This window comes from Mesotoga infera (assembly GCA_011045915.1).
Lineage (GTDB): Bacteria > Thermotogota > Thermotogae > Petrotogales > Kosmotogaceae > Mesotoga > Mesotoga infera_D.
In genome coordinates this window covers 1-2,867 of sequence record DSBT01000276.1, presented here as the reverse complement: position 1 = coordinate 2,867, position 2,867 = coordinate 1, and the positions used below count along the sequence as shown (strand labels likewise).

Genomic DNA, 2,867 nt, shown 5'->3' with positions numbered 1-2,867 from the left:
TTGTCATGATAAGTGTCCGAAGCGGCCACAAAGATTTTCACAAGCGGCGTGTGGAAGAAGAGTTTCTGAAAGACCTTCAACGGACTGAACCAGAGTAGATCTCCGACTCTGCTCGCAAAGTTGTCTCCCACATGGAATTTCAAGTTGACACCGGAAATGTCGTCTCCGACAAGTTCTATGTTCTCGGGCCTTCCATTTCCGAGCTCCTCTTCATCGGCCAGCCTTATGTATTTCAGGTCCATCGGATTGAAGCCCATCATTTTCGCTGCGACGGCATCTATTGCGACCTGATCTTCGCTGGCAAGTATGTAGTCTGTCTTCACGGGAATCACTGTTCTCGGTCCCGGCCCATTCCCTGCGGTCGTACCGTCCATGAAAGCGAACAGACCCGAGTGTATCTCCTTCTGTATTTTCAGCAAGTCAACCAGAGTTTCATGTATCCATGAGTGAGTGTAATGCCTCTTAACATTGAGAAGACCGCCGAATGCATTTTTCATCGCACCTGTGGTCGTCGTATAGATGTGGCACTTCATCGTCGGAAGCTGAACGATATTCTTCCCGAAGAAGTAGTCCGGCAGTCTCAGCCCTTCAGGGTATATCTTCGGAAGTATTCTCAGCTTGCTCTTGGGAGTGTATTCCACCCAAGACATATTTTCCGGTTCGAAGTTGTAAAGGATTGGGATACCGTACTTTTCGTAGATGATATCATACTTGTTCTGCTTCTCTCCGTACTTCGGTCTCGTGACCACGGTTTTGTTCTCCACAGCCACTATTTCGCCGAAGCCCTCTTCCTTCAGAGCGAGTACGGCCCCCTCGAGCTGCCAGGGCGTACTATTTGCACCGGGCATCGGAAGGTGCCAGGATATGTTGTCTTTCAAGATTGTCGTGGCGCTTCCGTCCATGGCCTCTTTCATTCCGGCCAGTTTTGCAAGCCTCCTGTAGTCATCGAGAACTCTCTCGGGACTCGTCTTTATGACTGCAACTTTCGTTTTCTTCATTTTAATGCCTCCATTATTTGGCCATTGCAACCAGCCATATGCCGAGGGCGATTACGGCTATGCCCACTATCTTCATCACGCTAAGCCTTTCATCAAAGAGGAATACTGCGACCACGGTCACTATTGCAAATCCGGCACTCGTCATTATCGGATATGCCACTCCCAGTTTCATCCTCGTAAGAACTACGCTGTAGAAGATAAAGGCCACCCCGAATGAGAAAAGCCCCAGCCAGACGCTGATGTTTGTGATTGAATTGATTAGCATCCCTTTGAGTCCAACGCTGTTGATGTCGGGCGCGTTCTGCATTCCGTGCTTCAGCAGGATGTTTGCCCCGGCATTGAATACTATTGCTATTAAAAGTACTATACCTTCGGTCAAATTCATCTATCTTCCCTCTTTACATCCATATGGGAACGTAAATCAAAAGCATTACAGATACAATCCAAAATAAGACGGTTAACGCTATTCCTCTGTCCCTTGTCACCACTTCTGTCGGATCTCCCTCGCCGTTTCTGAAAAGGAGAAGAAGATACCTGAAGACTCCGTAAGTTACAAAGGGCACGGTGTAAACCAGCTTATCTGTGCTGAATTTCTCTATCACCTGCGGATCGAGACAGTAAAGTGTGTATGAGATTATCGAGATAGATGCGGTTGCGATCATAAGATAGTCAAGATATTTGTGGTCATACAATGTTAGTACTTTCCGATGGTTGTTGCTTTCTTCATTCAGGGTAAGCAGTTCGTTTCTCCTCTTTCCGAAACCTAGGAAGAGAGAGAGGAAAAACGTCGTAACGACTATCCAACCCGTTGGGCTTGTCTCAATCGCATACGCCCCGGCCATTACCCTTATCACGAAACCGGCAGAAATGCAGAAGGCGTCTATCAAGACCATGTCTTTGCCTTTCAATGTATAGAAGAGATTTTCGAGAACATACAACAACAGAAAAACCAGTGCCAGATTAGGAAGAAAGAGAGCGACCAGGACGGCAAGTGTCGCCAGAATGCCTGCAATTATCCAAGCATCTCTCAGTCTGATCTCACCAGAAGCCACAGGTCGATTTCTCTTTCTTGAGTGATGACTGTCGCTTTCCCGATCCCGGATGTCGTTGAAAATGTATACACTGCTCGAAATGAGACAGAAGGCAATGAAGATCAGAAAGGCTCTCAGAAGAGAGGTTAAGTCAGTAAGGTTAGACGAAAAAATCAGAGGAGCGAAGACAAAGAGATTCTTTAGCCAATGACGTATTCTTATAAGCCTCAAAACTACTGAAAAATCGACCATCTACATCTCCTACAAAGAAAACGCGCTTCCTATTCCAGGTGAATCTTCTTCAGAGAACATCAAGCCCTCATATATTAACATAACGGGATACGATACCGAAAACGCGCCACTCATTAAGAATCAGTCTGAGAAGGAGAAACCCTCATCGAATACTTCCAGACAAGCATCCACGACTTCGGGATCAAAGAGCTTGCCCCTACCGCCTCGAACTTCATCGAGTGCAGCCTGAAGGCCCAGCGAAGCTCTGTACGGCCTGTGAGAGGAGATCGCCTCAACCACATCGGCAACGGCGATTATTCTGGCCTCCAATATTATCTGATCCCCGGAGATCCCTTCCGGGTATCCGCTTCCGTCAAGTCTCTCGTGATGCTGATGGATTGCGTCCGCCACAGGCCAGGGGAACTCGATATCTTTGAAAAGCTCACGTCCCGCTGTCGGGTGAAGTTTGATCAAATCGAACTCGAGATTGGTCAGCTTTCTTGGTGTGTTGAGTATCTCCGCAGGCACCTGTATCTTTCCTACATCATGAATCATCGCCGAAAGCCTCAGACCTGTAAGCCTGTTCTCTTCGAATCCAAGCTTTCTG

At 47.5% G+C, this 2,867-nt stretch carries 4 protein-coding genes; all 4 read right to left on the bottom strand.

Features of this window, described 5'->3' with window-relative positions; all coding sequences use genetic code 11:
• Positions 1 to 998: DUF362 domain-containing protein (locus ENN47_09195; GenBank protein HDP78338.1), on the bottom strand; the 998-nt coding region annotated here is incomplete at its 3' end.
• Positions 999 to 1,011: 13 nt separating this feature from the next.
• On the bottom strand, positions 1,012 to 1,383 hold the full coding sequence (locus ENN47_09190; GenBank protein ID HDP78337.1) for a small multidrug resistance protein: 372 nt from the start codon (positions 1,381 to 1,383) through the stop codon (positions 1,012 to 1,014).
• 13 nt (positions 1,384 to 1,396) lie between these two features.
• Positions 1,397 to 2,281: a decaprenyl-phosphate phosphoribosyltransferase gene (locus tag ENN47_09185; protein HDP78336.1), complete on the bottom strand. Its 885-nt coding sequence runs from the start codon at positions 2,279 to 2,281 to the stop codon at positions 1,397 to 1,399.
• Positions 2,282 to 2,401: 120 nt separating this feature from the next.
• Positions 2,402 to 2,867, bottom strand: a 466-nt coding sequence (locus tag ENN47_09180; GenBank protein ID HDP78335.1) for an HD domain-containing protein, incomplete at its 5' end; no start/stop codon positions are given.

Excerpts from the sequence above, each read along its gene's own strand:
- ENN47_09190 (HDP78337.1), bottom strand. The coding sequence starts at position 1,383 with ATGAATTTGACCGAAGGTATAGTACTTTTAATAGCAATAGTATTCAAT.
- ENN47_09185 (HDP78336.1), bottom strand. The coding sequence starts at position 2,281 with ATGGTCGATTTTTCAGTAGTTTTGAGGCTTATAAGAATACGTCATTGG.